At 57.6% G+C, this 13,799-nt stretch carries 12 protein-coding genes and 2 pseudogenes; 5 read left to right on the top strand and 9 right to left on the bottom strand.

Annotated elements, in window-relative coordinates:
* Positions 1 to 232: 232 nt before the first annotated feature.
* A pseudogene (gene tnpC, locus NF78_RS33575) lies at positions 233 to 1,204 on the top strand (IS66 family transposase); the annotation flags it as partial.
* Here the strand turns inward: tnpC and NF78_RS32610 are convergent.
* A pseudogene (locus tag NF78_RS32610) lies at positions 1,162 to 1,617 on the bottom strand (adenylyltransferase/cytidyltransferase family protein); the annotation flags it as partial. The pseudogenes tnpC and NF78_RS32610 overlap by 43 nt on opposite strands.
* A 144-nt stretch (positions 1,618 to 1,761) precedes the next feature.
* On the opposite strand from NF78_RS32610, the gene NF78_RS31505 reads away from it, so the two are divergent.
* Positions 1,762 to 1,932: a hypothetical protein gene (locus NF78_RS31505; protein WP_156119938.1), complete on the top strand. Its 171-nt coding sequence runs from the start codon at positions 1,762 to 1,764 to the stop codon at positions 1,930 to 1,932.
* A 279-nt stretch (positions 1,933 to 2,211) separates the two neighbouring features.
* The gene (locus NF78_RS23625) at positions 2,212 to 2,862 is read left to right on the top strand and encodes a hypothetical protein (RefSeq protein ID WP_052050884.1); all 651 of its coding nucleotides are present in this window, start codon (positions 2,212 to 2,214) and stop codon (positions 2,860 to 2,862) included.
* 97 nt (positions 2,863 to 2,959) lie between these two features.
* On the opposite strand, the gene NF78_RS23630 is transcribed toward NF78_RS23625, so the two are convergent.
* The 5 genes from NF78_RS23630 to NF78_RS23650 form a co-directional block, all read right to left on the bottom strand.
* Positions 2,960 to 3,772: a sulfite exporter TauE/SafE family protein gene (locus NF78_RS23630; RefSeq protein ID WP_052050885.1), complete on the bottom strand. Its 813-nt coding sequence runs from the start codon at positions 3,770 to 3,772 to the stop codon at positions 2,960 to 2,962.
* 166 nt (positions 3,773 to 3,938) lie between these two features.
* Positions 3,939 to 4,142 (bottom strand): hypothetical protein, encoded by a 204-nt coding sequence (locus NF78_RS23635; protein WP_156119939.1) that lies wholly within the window; start codon positions 4,140 to 4,142, stop codon positions 3,939 to 3,941.
* Between the two features lie 115 nt (positions 4,143 to 4,257).
* Positions 4,258 to 5,856 (bottom strand): L-lactate permease, encoded by a 1,599-nt coding sequence (locus NF78_RS23640; RefSeq protein ID WP_035992215.1) that lies wholly within the window; start codon positions 5,854 to 5,856, stop codon positions 4,258 to 4,260.
* Positions 5,857 to 6,004: 148 nt separating this feature from the next.
* Positions 6,005 to 7,621: a gamma-glutamyltransferase gene (gene ggt, locus NF78_RS23645; protein WP_035992217.1), complete on the bottom strand. Its 1,617-nt coding sequence runs from the start codon at positions 7,619 to 7,621 to the stop codon at positions 6,005 to 6,007.
* Between the two features lie 374 nt (positions 7,622 to 7,995).
* A complete protein-coding gene (locus tag NF78_RS23650) occupies positions 7,996 to 8,694 on the bottom strand; it encodes a GntR family transcriptional regulator (RefSeq protein ID WP_035992220.1) in 699 nt (232 codons plus the stop codon).
* A 719-nt stretch (positions 8,695 to 9,413) separates the two neighbouring features.
* Between NF78_RS23650 and NF78_RS31985 the strand changes: the two genes are divergently transcribed.
* Complete coding sequence (locus NF78_RS31985) at positions 9,414 to 9,611, top strand: hypothetical protein (RefSeq protein ID WP_197064949.1); 198 nt, start codon at positions 9,414 to 9,416, stop codon at positions 9,609 to 9,611.
* Between the two features lie 364 nt (positions 9,612 to 9,975).
* Here NF78_RS31985 and NF78_RS23655 read toward each other — a convergent pair whose 3' ends face one another.
* Together NF78_RS23655 and NF78_RS23660 are read right to left on the bottom strand one after the other, a co-directional pair.
* Entirely contained in the window at positions 9,976 to 10,308 is a 333-nt protein-coding gene (locus NF78_RS23655) for a cupin domain-containing protein (RefSeq protein WP_035992223.1), read from the bottom strand.
* Positions 10,309 to 10,458: 150 nt separating this feature from the next.
* Positions 10,459 to 11,241, bottom strand: a complete 783-nt coding sequence (locus NF78_RS23660; RefSeq protein WP_035992226.1) for an SAM-dependent methyltransferase — start codon at positions 11,239 to 11,241, stop codon at positions 10,459 to 10,461.
* A gap of 111 nt (positions 11,242 to 11,352) precedes the next feature.
* Between NF78_RS23660 and NF78_RS23665 the strand changes: the two genes are divergently transcribed.
* The gene (locus NF78_RS23665) at positions 11,353 to 12,054 is read left to right on the top strand and encodes a Crp/Fnr family transcriptional regulator (RefSeq protein ID WP_035992228.1); all 702 of its coding nucleotides are present in this window, start codon (positions 11,353 to 11,355) and stop codon (positions 12,052 to 12,054) included.
* Positions 12,055 to 12,088: 34 nt separating this feature from the next.
* On the opposite strand, the gene NF78_RS23670 is transcribed toward NF78_RS23665, so the two are convergent.
* Entirely contained in the window at positions 12,089 to 13,690 is a 1,602-nt protein-coding gene (locus NF78_RS23670; RefSeq protein ID WP_035992231.1) for a hypothetical protein, read from the bottom strand.
* Positions 13,691 to 13,799 lie beyond the last annotated feature (109 nt).

Raw genomic sequence — 13,799 nt, forward strand, 5'->3', positions numbered from 1 at the left:
TCCGATGAAATACAGCAAAATTCGGGCAACCTAGGCTGAAACCTCGCCTCGGCAGTCTACCTTCCACTAGGGTTATGCGGTTCCTCTTCTGTAACCGTCCCAGGAATTTAACGAAGGCTTAGGGATTTTGGGCTAGGAGTCCCGGTAAGGTGAAGCGATGAGCGACGAGATCGAGATAGCTGGAATCCGAGTTCCGAGGGCCGACTGGGAAGCGACCCCCGCTAGCATCCAAATGTTAGTGCGGGTTCTGAGTGAGCGGCTGATGGCGTTGGAAGAGAAAGTCAATCAGAATTCACAGAATTCATCAAAACCACCGTCAACGGATGGCTTTGGCAAAGGTGTTAAAGCCAAAGGGAAAGGCAAGAAAGCCCCGCGAGAGCAGAGCGGGAAAACTGCTCCTCGCGAAGCTCGAAAACTATATCCCGCCGAAGATTGTCGAGCCGTCCATGAGGTGATTCCCCCGGCCTGCGACGCCTGTGGAGCTAGCTTATCAGGCCACGATTCTCATCCTCACCGCCATCAAGTGATAGAAGTGCCACCGGTTAAACCCGAGGTGGTGGAGTATCGATTGCATGGCCTGAGGTGCCCGTGCTGCGACACGGTAACCCGCGCCGAGCTGCCGTCGGGGGTCTCTGCCCTGGGCTATGGTGAACGACTGACGGCGATGGTGGCCTTGCTGAGTGGGGGGTACCGGCTGAGCTATCGGCAGGTGTGTGCGGTGATGGACGACCTCTTCGGGGTGCGCCTCTCTCGTGGTGGCATCGGGCGTTTGCGGCAAGAAATCAGTGACGCGGTGAGTCCGGCGGTGGAGGAGGCCAAGGCCTACGTGCAGAGCCAACCCGTGATGCATAGTGATGAAACCAGTTACCCCCAAGGCAATCGAGACGGGGGAAATCCCCAGCGCACTAAAGGCTGGCTATGGGTGCTGGTGACGCCGCTGGTGAGTTTTTTCGAGGTGGTGCTCAGTCGGTCACAGGCGACTGCTAAAGCCCTGATTGGTGAAGAGTTTTCAGGAATTGTCACCTCTGACCGCTACAGCGCCTACCGGTGGATTGAGGTGACCCGATGGCAGGTGTGCTGGGCGCATCTGAAGCGAGACTTCACCGCCATGGCAGACCGTAGCGGCGTCTCGCGTGAGATTGGCGAGGCGCTGCTGAGGCGGCAGCGGCGATTATTTCGCTGGTGGCACCGGGTGCGTGATGGCACCTTGGTACGCTCCGACTTTATCGAGTTCGTCAAACCCTTGCGGGCTGGCTTTAACAGGTCGGCCCCGACCACCAGCGCAAACCTGGCCCCCGGCCAAATTTGCCGCGCCCGCTCCAGGGTGACGACGGTGCGCCGGTGGCTGAGTTCGGGGTGCACCTGCACCCGCTGGGGCGGGGCGTCTAGCTCGTCAATCAGCAGCTCCAGCATGCGAAAGCGATCGCCCAGGTCGGTCTGGTGGGCTTTAAACGGGTTGTTGGCCGTCCACACCGCCACGTGGTCAAACTGGGTGGCCAGCCAGGCCAAAATGGCTGCGTGTCCCCGATGGGGCGGGTCGGCGCTGGTGCCAAACAGGGCAACGTGGAGCCCGGTGGCGCGATCGGTGGAACGTTCCGGTGAGGTCATGGCGGCCATCCTCAGGACTGGGACTGGGGCTGCGGGCCGCGACGGGTGCGCGCCGTCAGCTCGGCTAGGGCATCGGAGAGGGCGACGGGGTAGGCGGCGGGCTGCTCCAGAGAACCCTTCAAGGATCGCTACGAGACCTACTACCGGCAGCGCATGCTGCAGAAGTTGGGATTTGAGCAGCTAGACGCCGATCTGGCCACCGCCCTGGTCAATCAGACGATCGACCTGCTCAGTGCCGTCCAGGTGGCATCTTTACTTCCTCAATTTGAGCCCGAGCAGGAGGACTCTCTGGAGGCTCATGGTCAGCCTCTCTCTCTAGCTTAGAAAGTTCGATGAGGGACGCTTACCCTCTTCTCAAGTATTCTCCCATTTCCCCTATCGCTCCCACCTGGGACAGCAGCTGTGTAGATCGAGCATCAGGCTTCACCAAGCCCTACAAGACCGACTACCTGTTGCCACCCCCCGAGGTCATGGACATTAGCCACGTCCCGCAGGATGAGGCTTTGCAGCTTCGATCGCAACCGATTAGCTGGGGTAAATTTCTGCCTCAGCCGATGATGAGAGTCCAGTTCTTTAAAACTTTTCTAGAAGGATGAGTTGAGGATGATGATCTTTGGTGGTTGGGCGGTCTTCACCGTCGGCACTCTGGTTGAAATAGATCAGGAACTATTGAATACCGTTTTTGGACAGCAAAATCGGCTCTTCTCTTTTCTGTTGAGCCTTTTGTGGTTAATGATTGGCATAGGAGCTAAAACCTTTTGGGATAAGTTGGTGGAACGACAGGAAGCGCTGGCCAAACTGCGACGGGACAAAAAACTGGAGATTTTAGAAAGACAGCTCAGCGAGTTCTATTGGCCTCTATATTGGAGGCTTGAAAAAGACAACTTGATTTGGCAGAAGGTTTTCATTAAAGAAAACCAGCTATCAGCGGACATCCGAGAACGATTAGAAACCCACTTCATCTTGCCAAATCACAGGGCCATTTTGGAAGTTCTAGAAAACAAGATACATTTGGCACGGGCATCCAAAGAGCTGAATAACCAAATCTTTCTATATATTCGTCATATTGCCGTTTATCAAGCCCTTCGAGAGGCAGGAATTTTAGACAAAGATCCTATGGATTTCAATGAACCTTTTCCGCAAGACCTGTTTCGGTTAATCAATGAGAAGAAAGATGCTCTTCAGGCCGACTATGATCAACTCTTAGATCTTGAGAGGGATAAATCTAAAAAACGCCACAGGTTCCGGGTTTAGAGCATCCTGCGATCGCACGGGTTAGCTGAGCTATAGCCCCAATGGCGCTGGCTTGTCCAAAGGCCGCGCCAGAACCCACGTCCAGGATAGAACCCACCTAGAGAATTGAGATGGAATACTCGCTGGCTAGAGGACCAAAGCCCTGGTAGCTTTGCCAAGCCTGCACAAAAATATAAAGTGAGAGCAGCGCGAGCATCGATCGGAATAGAAGACTCACCATCTGATCGGGCAATTTGGGCAAAAAGCGGGTGCTAAACTGCACCCCCACCAAACCGCCGACGCCTAAAATTAGCCCCGGCACCACTAAGATATTGCCCGCCACCCCGTGGCCAATGCAGGCGGAAATCGCGGTAATCACAATCACCCCCAGACTGGTCTGAATGGCGGTTTTGATCGGCTCCGCCAACAGCAAAATTTGCAGCGGCACCATAATCACACCGCCACCAACACCGAACAGCCCGGCGAGAAACCCCGCCAGTCCGCCGGTAACCAACCGCGCCATCAGGGGTGTCATCAGCTTGGACGGGTTGACCCCGCTACCTACCAGGCGTTTGCGCAACTCCACTAAGTAGATGTTGACCAACAGCAATACCCCAAAGGCTGCCAGCAAAATATAGGGTAAAACCTTGCCCGCCAAAAAAGCGCCAATCTGAGCCGTAATCACAGCGGGCAACCCCAGCAAAATTACCCGCCGCCAGCTCAAAAATCCCATCCGCCAGTTTTGAATGCTGCCCGCCGTGGAGGTGACTAAAATCGCCAGGCTACTGGTTGCCACCGACTGTACCGGCGCAAAGCCAAAAGCTACCAGCATGGGCACCAAAACAACGCCTCCGCCAATGCCCAGAAACCCCGCCAAAACACCCGAAAATATGCCTCCCAGCGCCAGTAACGCAATGTCGTAATCGTCCATGCCAAACCAATGAATTACAAAACAAAATCCTCAACACAGAGCCCCAACTGGGGCAAGCTCACAACTTAAAAACAGATGCCTTGTAGGTTGGGTGACGCACCAGCAGAGCTCAGCAGAGCCAGTCCTGGCGTTGGGTTACCCTACGTTTCACCCAACCTACCGTCGCTCAGTAGTTGGTTACCCGCCTGCGCCGGGGGCGCGCCATGAGCTTAATGGCGGGGGTGCTCAGCATCGCAAAAGCCAGCATCAAAAAACCGATTACCTCAAGGGAGCCATTTTCTGCGATCGCACCCAGGTAGAGCACCGGCATCGACACCAGGGCAATAACTCCGGCAATGGTCTGTAGCTTCGTCGAAAAACTCATTCGCATCGTCAAAATCTCCTTGGGTTTATCATCAGCGGACCCATTGCAGGTCCCTTAAAAAATCGCGTGGGGTGATTGCCCAAAGCCGATGGAGCTGGGCAAATCACCCACCCTTCAACGGTCAGGCAACTATCAGAGCCACCAGGCCAATCACAGCCCCAATCAGCAGCGCCAGGGGTAGTGTCACCTTCAAAACCTCCCCCTCTTTGCCCAGGATGCCAGCGGTGGTGGTGCCCAGCAGCACGTTGCCCGGAGCAATCATATTGCCCGCGGCCCCCCCCGCCGTTTGGGCACCCAAAATCGAAAACTCGTTGAGATTGGCCACCTGAGCCGTCACCTGCTGAAAGCTGCCAAATAGGGCATTGGAAGCCAGGTTAGAACTGGTCATAAACGCCCCCAAAATCCCGATGTAGGGGGAGAGAAAGGGATAGGCAGAGCCGGCGAACTCCGCCACCCCGTAGGCTAAAACCTCGGCCTGACCAGTGCCCCGCAGCACAAACGACATCGTCACCAGGGCCGACACCGCAATGATGGAAGGCACCGATTTTTCCAGGGTGCGGCCCCCAACCCGACGCAGGCTGCCAGGGCGCATTGCCCCCATCGTTGCAAATACCAGATAGCCAATCACCGCTGCCCCCAGCAAAAACGATCCGGCGTGGGTAAAGATTGTGACGCTGGTTTCAGTGGAGGCATTGGAGAAGCCCAGACCGGTTTCAGTCTCCGGAAAAGACAGCCCAAACCTGAAGAATTCAAGGACGTTTTTGACCGGGTCAATCAGCAAAATGCCGAAGGTCAAACCCAGTAGCGAGTAGTAGGGGGTAAACGCCCTGTGCACCCCCATATCGAGCTGACGCTCATCGTCCAGGGCCACCTGACCCCGAGGCACCTCGGTAAAGATGGGGCTGCGAGCAATGCGGGAGGGCCGCTGGTACTGGGGCAGCTTCCCGATCACAAAGATCAGGGCAAAGGCGACAATGCTGGCGATAAAGCCATTGATGGTGTCATTCCACTGGGACAGGGTGATGGTGAGCCCGCCCTGCACCAGGGAAATGGGAATCACCGCCAGCAGTCCCTCCCGCACACCGGCTAGTCGACCGTAGAGCCAGCACACCAGCAGCCCGCCACTAATGCTGATAATCCAGACAAATCCGGCGGCATAGAGCGCGGTAACGGCGGCATCGGCTTCGCTCAGGTTGGTGACCTCTTTGAGGGTGAGCCAGGCCACAGCCAGGGTGCCAAAGGTGTTGTTCCAGGCGTGGCCCACCAGGGGAATGATCACGGCGTAGAGGGGGCGCACCCCAATGCCTACCAGCAGGGGCGCCGCTACGGCAATGGGCACGCCAAAGCCGGTAATGCCCTGGAGGAACGAGGCAAATACCCAGCCAAAGGCCAAAATTTGGATCAGCCGGTTGGGGGAGAATCGCTCAATGCCGCGCCGGAAGGGCTCAAAGGCGTCGGCCTCCTGGGTCACCTCGTAGATCAAGATGGCGGAGATGACGATGTAGAGAATCAGAAAAGCGGCCCACAGCCCCTTGACGCTCTCCAGAGCCACCAGAGTGAGGGGGGCTCGGTATACCGTCAGGGCCGCCACCGTGGCCAGGGCCCAGCCGATGGGGCCAGCCTCGGCGGCTCCCCAGCGAAAGCCAATCATCAAAATCAGCAAAGCCGCGATGGGTAAAAAGGCAATCAGCCAATTTAGCCCGCTAACGTAGGATTCCATGGCAATACCTCTTGCGTTGAGTCAAACGGTCTCTGGACAAACTTTTGGGAATGAAACCCTGGGGCCAACCGGCACAGCTGAGTCGTCCGGGTATACAGCGATGGCGATTGCGTAGCGATCGCTGTATACCGCTGATTCCCAGCCCGTGCTACCAGCCCAGGGCAGTGCCGTCTCCCCTGGGGTCCGCCCCACCCCACAGCACCCCCGTCTCGGGGGGAATGTGGATCATCTGGGCGTGGCCCATCTGCTCGGCCCAGTCAGGCAGGGCCGCCACCGGGTGCCCGCGCCGGGCCAGTTCGGCCTGAATCGCTTCAGGAATGCGCCCCTCCAGCGAAAGGCGGCTGGTGCTTTCGCCCCAGGTACGCCCCTGCAACCAGCGGGGCCAATCGATCGCCGACTGAGGATCAAAACCAAAGTCGATCACCCGGGTCAGCAGAGCCACCTGGGTTTGGGGCTGCCCTTCGCCGCCCATAGTGCCCAGCACCCACTCCAGGTCGCCTGCGGGGTTGAGGGCCAGGGCCGGAATTAGGGTGTGAAAGGGGCGCTTGCCTGGGGCCAGGCAGTTGGCCTCGGCGGGGTTGAGGGAAAAGAACGAACCCCGGTTTTGCAGCACAATGCCGGTTTCACCTCCCACGACGCCACAGCCGTAGTCAAAGTACAGACTCTGAATGGTGGCGACGGCGTTGCCCTGGTCGTCCACCACGGCGCAGAAGGTGGTGTCCCCGTCGCCGATGCCGGGACCGTAGGCCCGGGCCTGGGCCATATCGATCAGGGGTCGCCGCCGGTCGGCGTAGGCCTTGCTGATCAGCTCCTGAATCGGAATGTTGACAAAGTCGGGGTCGCTGAGCCAGCGATCGCGGTCGGCAAAGGCCAGTTTGGTTACCTCCACCATCAGGTGGTAGTAGTCGGCGGTGTGGTGGCCGATGGACTGGAGGTCGTACTCCTCCAGCAGGTTGAGCATTTGCAGCACCGCAAACCCCTGGGTGTTGGGGGGCATTTCCAGCACCCGATAGCCCCGGTAGGTGGTGGCGATGGGCTCAACCCAGTCGCTGCGGTGGTTGGCAAAGTCGGCCGCGGTCAAAATGCCGCCCTGCTCCTTCAGGTGACGGGTGATTTCGGCGGCGATCGCCCCCCGGTAAAACGCCTCTCTGCCGCCCCTGGCAATGGCCCGGAGGCTCTGGCCCAGCCCCCCATTGGTCAGCACTGTGCCGCGATTGGGCACCTGCTGCTGAGGCAAAAAACAGCGCTGGGCAAAGGGATCCTGGCTGAGCAGATCGCGGTTGCGCCGGGTCCATAGCTCTTGGGAGGTGGAGACGGGGTAGCCCTGCTCGGCGTAGTCGATCGCGGCCTGGAGAATTTTGTCGAGGGGCAGGCGACCAAAGCGATCGTGGGCGGTGCACCAGGCATCGACAGTGCCCGGCACCGTGATCGCCGCCAGGGGACCCCGGCTGGGCAGCTCGGTATAGTGGCGATCGCGGTAGTACTCCAGGGTGGCCTGGGCCGCCGCCCGCCCCGAGCCATTGAGGCCGTGCACCTGACCGGTGGCGGCCTCGTAGATCAGCCAAAATGAGTCGCCCCCCAGCCCGGTCATGTGGGGATAGACCACGCCCAGGGTGCTGTTGAGCGCGATCGCAGCATCCACAGCGCTGCCGCCCATCTGCAACACGCGCAGCCCAGCCGCCGAGGCTAGCTGGTGGGGTGAGGCCACCATACCGTGGGTTCCCACCGCTGGGGGACGAGTTGGAACCTGAAACCCTGAAGCCATAACGACCAAAGAACCTAGACAGCAATGTGCGGAGCGGCAAAATATCGGAGCGGTATACAGGGACGACAGACCTGACCCGACTTACAAATCTGCAAACCCCTTATTAATCAGGTGCTCGAAAACAATTTTTAAAGTTTGACAAAGATTTATGACGTGTAACGGTATACAGAATCTTGAGATTCTTGACGCGAAGCATCCCTGTGCTGACGGAATAGTTCTTGGTCGAAGACGGTAGAGTATTCCTGAAATCCTTTGCTAGAGAGGATTTCAGGTCCACGGGAGCAGCTTCACAGTCAATCCAAAAAAGTTTTGCAGCGGTATACCAAACTTTTTTAGGCCCAAGCCTGTATACCAAGCCTGAATTTGTCCCAGGGTCAGGCTTCCTGGGAGAGTTCCAGAGCTTGAAGACGAATCAGTCCCCGCTCCTGATCGGCCAGCAGGTGGCGACTGATCAGATGCACCGCCTGCTCAATGTCCCGGTGGGCGATCGCTGTGTAGATCTGCCGATGCTGCTCGTGCATTTCCCGCACATCGGCATCTTCGCGGTGCAGCTGCACCCGAAACAGCAAAATCTTGTCCAAAATTTGATCGAGCAGCCCCAGCAGCCAGGGATTGCCCGAGCTTTCCGCAATCTGACGGTGAAACTGCCGGTTCAAACTGAGAAACTGATTGCGATCTAGCTTCAGCGCCCGGTCGTAGAGAGCGGCCTCGATTTGGGTCAGCACCAGGTCGATGCGCTTAATTTGCAGCGGCGTGGCGTGGCGACAAGCCCCCGATACCGCCACCCGCTCCAGGGCAATGCGGCATTCGTACAGATGAGCAATGTCCGTCGGCGAAAACCGAGTTACCGATAACCCCCCCTGCTGGTCGAGCTGCAAAAGCCCCTCGAGCTGCAACTGCCGCATTGCCTCTCGAATGGGCGTGCGGCTGACCGCCAGGCGCTCCGCCAGGCTGCTCTCAACCATCCGTTGCCCCGGCACAATCTCACCCGACAAGATGGCCGCTCGCAATTTTTCGTAGGCCTGTTCGTAGAGTGGTTTGGGGCGCTTGCCCTGGGGTGACTCGTTACTCAAAGGGGTTAAGTTTGTTGCTGGGCTGTAAAGGGACAAGCCTGAAAACCTTACTTGGCTGACTCTAGCCAACCACTAACGAAAGAATACATCATGAATGGCCGCAACTTTATTGCATTGCATACCAGCGGGACAGCTGAGCCCCTCACCATTACCCGCTATCTGCTCCCCCTGCCGCCCCCGCTGGAGCAACATGACTCCTCCGCTCCCATATCGCTTCAGAGTGAAGGTTCAAAGCCGCTTAGGACAGCGATCGCGCCTCCGGTCTTCCCCCGGTTTCCCTCACTACAGCCCCAGGGGCCGCCCTGAGGCGCTGTCTTTCTAACCCAGGGTCTCTCTGTAGCCCTTAGCGCCAAACCATTTGGTACCAACCCAATCCACCCTGGGGGCTGTTATAAATTAGCTGCCAAACGTCCAAAAATCATGGGTTACAGCCCCTAGCCTGTCGTTTGGGTCGGGCCTGGCAACGCTGGATATACCGGGCTTTCGACCACAATGGATGACACGCCCTAAGGTATTGTCCCGTGATCATGCAGCCGTCTTGTGCGTCATAGTAGCCCCTGAGCCTATGGTTACGAACATTTACTGAAATGGTAGCTTGCGGACTGCCTAACGTTCCGTAAAACTCACCATGTGCTGGGCCAAATATTCAGGAAATATGTAAATCAACACAGAAAACAGGGTCTACCACCGGCTACAAAACCCTTATTCCTCTCAAAGCGATGTTGTTCTACTTTGTTCCTGCTGGTTTCGTATTTGCCTTTTGCTCAAATTTCCTGTTGGCTGAGTATTCGAATCCCAGGGATTTAGAAAGCTGGCTGTTTATTCTTTTGGCATCCTTGCTTTGGCCTATTTGCCTGCCCTCCATGCTCAAGAAGCAGTATGCCAACTGGCGAAAGCTTTCAGGGGAAGCATCCTAAAACGTCAGGTGTTAAGTTAGACCAAGGGATGAAAGGCTTTATCCCTGCAAGCTATAGGTGACTCCTTTTGCATCTACCCGAACAAGACCTCCCAGGCTTCTGCTTGGGAGGTCTTGCCGTAAGGTCTTGACACTACGCTGAAACCCTGTGGCCAGACATCCAGTAGCCCCAGTCATCCCTGGAGAGATGGCAACAGGCGGCATCCTATAGCCATCTCCAGAACTGTTGGGACATGACCCATGCCCCTGAAGCGATGGCTGTACGTCATTGCGCCGCCCCAGTTTTTGCCTTTGGAAGAGGCCAATGTCCTCAGCGCAATGGCCATCGCTATAGTTAGAAATGCGGCCGCTCCGCAATCCACCGTTCAGGACAGGTCGCCTGACGATAGGGTGAGCAGAAAGGCGAGGTTGGCTGTGGCTTCCAGAGCATGGGGGGCATTGGCCGCCATCACAATAAATACGCCGGGTTCCAGGGCGATGAGGTGCCCCTCCAGGGTGAGGGTACCGCTGCCCGAGATGACCTGTAGCGTCGCGTTGCGGGTGGACGTGTGCTCCGAGATTTCGGTCCCTGCCGCCAGGCAGAACAGGCTGTACTGACAGGTCTTGTCCTTCCAAATGACTTTATTTAGGACGCCGGAGGTGGGGAACTCTAGGTGTTCGTGGAGTTGGAGGGTGGTGCTGGTTGGGGTGATGAGCATGGGAGGGGATGGGTTTGAGGTGGATGGGTGGGCGGGTCTCTGGGCCTCCCCTCCTGGCAGGGGTAGGGGTGGGTGGGACTTAAATGTCAGGTGTTGGGTTTGGGGTAATTAAGGTGCAAGGTCAAACCATGTGCCTTGCACCGTGTCCCCTTACTGCGGCTTCTGGGCGCAGAGAACGATATACCCCAGGTGGTTGGCGTGACGATGGAAGACCTGGCGCATGGTGAGGATGCGATCGCGCAGGACCGGGCGAGTCAGCATGTTCCAGCCGATGGTAAGCAGGGTGGCCAGGCCTTCTTCCTGGGCGATGCGCTGGGGGTTGAGTAGGGCCATGGGGCCGGTGGCGTGGCACTGGACGGTGAGACCCGCCTGGTGGCAGGCCGCGATCCAGGCGTCGCTAGAGAGGGGTTGGGCGTTGACGCGAATGGCGGTGGTCAGGTCCCTTCGGATAGTCTCGGCATTGGGGCCGTCAGCCATGAGTTCGTGGCTGAGGAAGCGGCCACCGGGCCGGAGGCGATCGCCTATGCCCTTTAGCACGTTGGCTTTGCCAGGGGGCGACTGCATAGTCAAAATCGCTTCGGCCAGCACACAGTCAAAGGTGTCGCTCACCTGGTCGAGATGGAAAATATCGCCCTCGCGGATGGTGACCTGGTCACTCAGCCCGGCTTTGGCCACATTGGCGCGAGCCTGGGCAACGCTGTCCGGATTTTTCTCGATGCCGACGACCCGGACGCCGTAGCGCTGGGCCAGGGCGATCGCGCTGTGGCCAAAACTGGCGGCCAGTTCCAGCACCGTTTCCCCCGGCTGCAAATTGGCCCAACTTAGCAGTTGCTCGGTGGCCCCATAGCCGCCGGGGCGGAGGGCCTGTTTGCCAGCCGCCGCCAAAACCTGGTGCCCTGGGGCAATTTGAAGGGGAATGGAGGTTTGAACCATGGTCTTGCCCTGAGTGCGATGGCTTAAGTTTGACAAAGCTGCTCAGGGAGTTCTATGAGGTAGCTCATAGTGACCCAAAAATGGCAGTGACCCACACCCTTGACCCAGGCTATGACCCGTCCCGGAACCGTCGCTGAACTTCAGCAAATCCCGCTCTTTGCCGCCCTGGAACCCACCCTGCTCGATCCCCTGGCCGCCGCCAGTCGCCTGACCGACTACGCCGCCGATGCGGTGGTATTTGAGGAAGGGGATGCCTTGCCAGCCTGTCTGCACCTGCTGGTCTCGGGGCAGCTAAGGGTGACCAGGGTGGCCGCCTCTGGCAAGGAGACAATTCTGCGCCTGCTGCCGCCGGGGGAAGTGTTTGCCGCCCCGGCGCTATTTGGCAATGGTCGCGCTCCGGCCAGGGTGGTGGCGGCGGCCCCCGCCACGGTGCTTGCGCTGGAACGACAGGCGCTCCTCCAGGGGTTTGCTCAGACGCCAGAATTGGCGGTACACCTGCTGGTAGTGTTCAACCAGCGCCTCCAGGAACTCCACCACCGGGTACACGGGCTGGTTTCTGAGCGGGCAATTGTGCGGCTGGTGCACTACCTGGAGCACGTGGCTGCCGAGCAGGGCACCGTGGTCGTAGCTGAGGGAGAGGAACTCAATGCACGGCTCACCTACTACCAGATTGCTCGCACCATTGGCATTACCTACGAAGAGTGTGTGCGGCTGTTCAAACAGCTGCGGCCGTTGGTGACCTATCGCCGGGGCGGGCAAATTACGGTGGTGGATTGGGCGAGGTTAAACGCAGCGAGTGGGGAAGGGGCATAGCCGATCCGTGATCTCTGTCACCCAACTTGATAACTCAAGCACTGGCCCGCTGTAGATGGGCAAGGGAACGCAGCAGGTTGCTGGCGCTGTGGTTGAAGTAATGCTCGGTAAGCGTATCTTCGCCACCCCAAATGGGTATCCATCCCCCAATTCGAGTAAAGATATCGTACACAATGAAACCGGCTACCTTTCCCCTTTTTCCGCTTGCAGAGTAGAGCATCTGGCAGGGGTAAGCAATGTTGCCAATCATTAGGGGAATCATGCCAATAAAAAAGGCCAGCCAGGGAATTTCTTTGCCTTCAGCGGTAGCCTGAAAGATCCGAAAGCCGGTATAGACGGTTCTGGAAAAAGCTCCGCCCATCAAGATAATTATTCCCAGGGTTAGTTCATTGATAAAGCCCGCCAGATAGACGAGTGGAAACAGGCCATACTCGATGATCTTGACAAATACCTTCATCCCCAGGTGAGCGCCAAAATCACTAAGGTAATCAGTGCCGCTCTCCTGGTCTAAACGATTGAGCAGAGCTTCGCATTCCTCAGGGGTCAGCTGGTCGCGATCGCACCAAGCATTTATGCGATCGGTGATATAGTCCTGGGCAACTTGGGTGCGGTAGCGCTTCGAGAAAATTAGCTTAAACAGGTTGCCCGTCAACCTTATATAGGGAATCCGAAGGATTCTCTCCAGAATAGCGCGGGGAATATCCAGCAGCAGTTTCCGAGTACCCTTGAGAATCAGCTGTTTGAGGAGGTGCAGGAACCAGATCACAGGGTACTTCAGGTATCGATCGGCGGCTTTGGGACTGATTTTGCCCTGCTGAACCTGGGAAAAAACCCCACGCTTCAGCCGGTTGAGCGATCGCCACTGCCGCTGATGGTGGCCCAGTGCCTTGATGCTTTCCCAAAGCTCCCCATAGCAATCCTCCCCCAGCATTTGCTTCAAATCGTCGCTGTGAGCTTGAACATAGCGCGACAGGGTCTTGATATTGACATCGTCAAATAGAAAGGTGCGGTACTCAACGCATTTGGGCAGGTAAAACGTAAACAACGTCAGCACGTTGAGGGGAAAAAGGGCGGGTACCCCCGACTCCATGTCAATCCAAACGAAGGTCCGATCGCCCGCCTCCCCATCGACAATTAAAAAGTTGTTGAGGGCCACCGGGTTGCCCTTGCCAGCCTGCCACACCAGCCCATCCAAGCCCGCTTCCACCAGCCGCTGCTGGAGCGGTTTCATAATGTTTTCAGTCAAATCCTTGACTTCTCGGCTGCGCTCCAAGTCCAGCGGCTGGCGTAGGGCGGGGCTGCGGCCCGAAATAAACGCAGCATCCAGCTGGTTCTGACGCAGTTCGACATTGCGCTCAGCGGCGATCGCGTTAGCGATTTTCAGTCGTTTGCCAAACCAATAGTCCACCAGGGGGGCTAGAATTTTGCGCCGATAGTAGGCACACTGAAGCACGTCTTCATTCCAGATGTAGGGGTTGTCGGCACCGAACAATACCAGGTGAACCGCCGCCGCCAGGGTATCGCCTGAGAATACCTTTCTCGCCACCGGCTGACCGTTGACCTCAATTAAAAATACCTGCCCTGAACGACCGGCTCCTAAGGATTTTGGTTCGGATAGCTCGTCTACGCTTGCCATGGAATAGATTAGTGCGATACTTGGGTCTAATTTGGCCACTCTTCCCGCAGGAATGAGTGGCCAACGACGTTTTTCTTACCCCCGGTGATACCAATTACGTGTACTGGGT

Origin of the sequence: Leptolyngbya sp. KIOST-1 (assembly GCF_000763385.1) — a bacterium.
Classification (GTDB): domain Bacteria; phylum Cyanobacteriota; class Cyanobacteriia; order Phormidesmidales; family Phormidesmidaceae; genus Nodosilinea.

Coding starts and splice junctions, on each gene's coding strand:
- NF78_RS31505 (WP_156119938.1), top strand. CDS start 1,762: ATGCTGCAGAAGTTGGGATTTGAGCAGCTAGACGCCGATCTGGCCACC.
- NF78_RS23625 (WP_052050884.1), top strand. CDS start 2,212: ATGATGATCTTTGGTGGTTGGGCGGTCTTCACCGTCGGCACTCTGGTT.
- NF78_RS23630 (WP_052050885.1), bottom strand. CDS start 3,772: ATGGACGATTACGACATTGCGTTACTGGCGCTGGGAGGCATATTTTCG.
- NF78_RS23635 (WP_156119939.1), bottom strand. CDS start 4,142: ATGCGAATGAGTTTTTCGACGAAGCTACAGACCATTGCCGGAGTTATT.
- NF78_RS23640 (WP_035992215.1), bottom strand. CDS start 5,856: ATGGAATCCTACGTTAGCGGGCTAAATTGGCTGATTGCCTTTTTACCC.
- ggt (WP_035992217.1), bottom strand. CDS start 7,621: ATGGCTTCAGGGTTTCAGGTTCCAACTCGTCCCCCAGCGGTGGGAACC.
- NF78_RS31985 (WP_197064949.1), top strand. CDS start 9,414: ATGTTGTTCTACTTTGTTCCTGCTGGTTTCGTATTTGCCTTTTGCTCA.
- NF78_RS23655 (WP_035992223.1), bottom strand. CDS start 10,308: ATGCTCATCACCCCAACCAGCACCACCCTCCAACTCCACGAACACCTA.
- NF78_RS23660 (WP_035992226.1), bottom strand. CDS start 11,241: ATGGTTCAAACCTCCATTCCCCTTCAAATTGCCCCAGGGCACCAGGTT.
- NF78_RS23665 (WP_035992228.1), top strand. CDS start 11,353: ATGACCCGTCCCGGAACCGTCGCTGAACTTCAGCAAATCCCGCTCTTT.
- NF78_RS23670 (WP_035992231.1), bottom strand. CDS start 13,690: ATGGCAAGCGTAGACGAGCTATCCGAACCAAAATCCTTAGGAGCCGGT.